The organism is Streptomyces genisteinicus (assembly GCF_014489615.1).
Taxonomy (GTDB): Bacteria; Actinomycetota; Actinomycetes; order Streptomycetales; family Streptomycetaceae; genus Streptomyces; species Streptomyces genisteinicus.
Window position 1 is genome coordinate 254,662 of the sequence record NZ_CP060826.1, and the last position, 3,178, is coordinate 257,839.

The 3,178-nt window shown below is 71.8% G+C and carries 2 protein-coding genes; both read right to left on the bottom strand.

Annotation, left to right across the window (positions count from 1 at the left end; translation table 11 throughout):
- Positions 1-198 precede the first annotated feature (198 nt).
- Positions 199-2,088: a hypothetical protein gene (locus IAG43_RS33390; RefSeq protein ID WP_187744886.1), complete on the bottom strand. Its 1,890-nt coding sequence runs from the start codon at positions 2,086-2,088 to the stop codon at positions 199-201.
- Complete coding sequence (locus IAG43_RS33395; protein ID WP_187744986.1) at positions 2,073-2,864, bottom strand: ABC transporter ATP-binding protein; 792 nt, start codon at positions 2,862-2,864, stop codon at positions 2,073-2,075. Before IAG43_RS33395 ends, IAG43_RS33390 begins: the two co-directional genes overlap by 16 nt.
- Between the last annotated feature and the right edge of the window lie 314 nt (positions 2,865-3,178).

Below are 3,178 nucleotides of genomic sequence, written 5' to 3' on the forward strand. Positions count from 1 at the left end.
GCCGACGGCCGGGGCGGGCGCGGACGCGCCAGCCGTGTGGTCCGGCTGCTTCCTCGACTGAAGCACTCCGGACGCTAGCCAGCGCCCGACGGGGCGGCCAACCCCTAGCAGCCGTGCCGCCGCCCCTATAACCGCCTGGTCAGGGGGCGACGGCACGGTCGCACGCTCAGGGGCGCGCGGGCTGCCGGACGGCGCCGCTCACACGGTCACCGCCTCGGCGCGGTTCTTCTCGGCGGGGATCTGCTCCGTGCGGCTCTTCTCCGCCCGGTAGAGCCAGTATGCGGCCCAGAAGCCCGAGCCGCCGATCAGCACCATGGCGACGATCACCGGCCACTGCCACGGGTCGTCGACGTGCAGGGCGAGGAACCACACCTTGTCCGGGGAGCCGCTGAGTTTGATGCCCAGCGCCACCAGGCCCTGCGGGAGCGTGCCGACGATGCCGACGGCCATGGCCGTCCACATCAGCGTCTGGCGCCCGGCGGACATGGTCTCGAACGGGGACTTCCCGGCGTCCTCCTCGGGGGTGGCCGTGGAGGACGGGGCGCCCGAGCGCATCAGGTGCAGCAGTTCCGGTCCCTCGTCCCGGAGCTTGCGCGCCGCCACCGTGCCGAGCAGCACATGGCTGAGGACGCCCGTGAGCAGGGCGACCGCCAGGCTCCCCCACAGCAGCGCGGGCTGCTCCAGCGCGTGGCCGGCCCAGGCGACCCCGAGGGCGGGGCACAGGGCGAGCGCGACGAGGAAGAACATCATGAACGACTGGCCGGTGACATCGCCGTGGTCCATCGGCGAGTTCTTGCTCTTGTGCGGGTCCGGGCCGGGCACGAGGACCGCGACGGAGGCCCAGATCAGCAGGCCGGAACCGCCGCCGAGGGCGGCGATGTTGGCGGCCAGCGCCCACGGCAGCAGCTGGGGGTCGCCGTGGAGGAGCGATCCGGCGAGGGTGAGCAGCAGGGTGAGCGGGCCGAAGACGATCAGCCAGGCGAGCTGGCGTGCGCGGACGTCGGCCTTCTCCTTGCCGGGGACGGTCAGGGTCAGCCAGAGCGCGGTGCCGTCCTGGCCGTAGAGGTTGGCGCAGGTCGCCGCCGCCATCAGGGCGCCGGCCGCGCCGACGAACGGGAACGCCGCGGTGAAGTCGAAGATCAGCGGGAACACGGCGGTGATGACCGCGAACGCCGGGCCGAGGACGATGCTCTGGGTGCGCATCGGGTCGCGCCACCAGGTGCGCAGCTCCTTGCGGCAGATCGTCCCCACGTCCGAGCGGAAGAGCCGCGGACACCGTACGGCCTGCTCGGCGGAGGAGCCCCGGACGACCGGGCGGGCCAGCCGCTGCGGTCCGAGGAGCGCGCTCCAGGCGGCGAACAGCGCCAGCACGAGCACCGCCAGCGCGACCAGCGGCCCGATCGCCCAGAGCCAGTCGCCGCGGCCCGCCGCCTCGACGGCGAGCAGTCCCCAGCTGGAGGGCAGCGCCCGCACCACGGTGGAGAAGGTGTCCGGGAAGCCGTGCTCCAGGAGCAGGTAGATCCCGATCATCAGCACCCAGGAGAAGGAGCACAGGGAGACGATCGCGGCGGTGACGGTCGCGGTGATGGCGCCGCCGATGCGGGACCGGGCCAGGGCCCGGAACAGCAGGGTGACGACCCGGGACAGGATGACCACGAGCAGCAGGAGCAGCACGACGGCGGGCACCGACACCAGGACGGCCTGCCAGCTCAGCCGGGCCGCGAAGGCGATCGTCGCGCCGAACGCCAGTACGGTGATCGCCGTGGTGACGGCGACCAGCGCGGCGGCGAGCAGTCCCAGGGTCAGGGTGCGGCGCGGGATCGGCTGGCGGTGGAAGTGCTCGCCGTTGAGCGCGGGTTCGCCGGCGAAGATCGGGCCGACGATCCAGCCCAGGGCCCACAGCGCGAAGGTGACGGCGAGCACGTCCATCAGCATGCGGGGCTGGTTGAAGTCGAGGAACGCCAGGATGACGGTGGTGACGGCGAGGCAGATGCCGGCGGCCCAGCCGAGGCCGCTCAGCGCCATCTTGGTGTCGGACGTGCTGTGGCGCAGCACGGCCAGTTTCATCCGGATCAGGACGCCAACCACGACAGCCCCTCCCCGCCGCCGACGGTGACGCCGACCAGGTCGACGAAGGTCTCCTCCAGCGAGCGGCTGCCGCGCACGTCGTCCAGCGGGCCCTCGGCGACGACGCGGCCCCGGGCCATCACGCCGACGGTGTCGCAGAGCTGTTCGACGAGTGCCATGACGTGGCTGGAGATCAGCACCGATCCGCCGCCCTCGACGAACCGCCGCAGGATCTGCTTGATGGTGGCGGCGGAGACCGGGTCGACCGCCTCGAACGGCTCGTCGAGCACCAGCATCCTGGGGGCGTGCAGCAGTGCCGTGGCGAGGCCGACCTTCTTGCGCATGCCGGTGGAGTAGTCCACCACCAGGGTGCTTTCGGCCGATCCGTCGAGTTCCATGACGGCGAGCAGCTCGTCGGCGCGCCGGTCCACCTCGGTGGCGTCGAGCCCGTGCAACTGGCCGAGATAGGTCAGCAGTTCCCGTCCGGTGAGGCGTTCGGGCATGGCCAGGCCGTCGGGCAGGACGCCCAGCAGGCGGCGCGCCTGGAGCGGCTGGGCCCAGATGTCGACGCCGTGGACCCGGGCGGTGCCCGCGTCGGGCCGCAGGAGGCCCACGGCCATCGAGAGCGTGGTGGTCTTGCCCGCTCCGTTCGGTCCTACGAGCCCGTAGAACGAACCGGGGCGCACGGTGAGCTCCACGTGGTCCGCGGCCGTGTAGTCGCCGAACACCTTGTGCAGGCCGTCGAGACGGAACGCGGGTTCCTCTCTTCCGGGTGTGCTGGAGGTCGTGTCCGTGATGGTCGTGTGCTGAGTTACGTCGTCCACCGCATTCCTTCTCAGTGAGACACAGGGCGGCCCAGCGGGGGTGCGGGCCTCTCGGTCCTGCCGGCCATCCTGCCAACGATCCTGCTGCGCTTGCGAGTTCGCTCGTGCGACAGGCCGGTATACGGCGGTCTTCGTCCGCGTACCGAGTGGGGGGTGCTGAGGGGGCTCAGCTCGGCGGCTCCCTTGATGCTCCCCGGACGGGTCCGCCGCCAACACCCCCTATTCCCGCGAACGCGCCCCTCTAGGGGTGTCGTGTCGTTCACAAGTGCGATCTCTTCGCAGTTCGG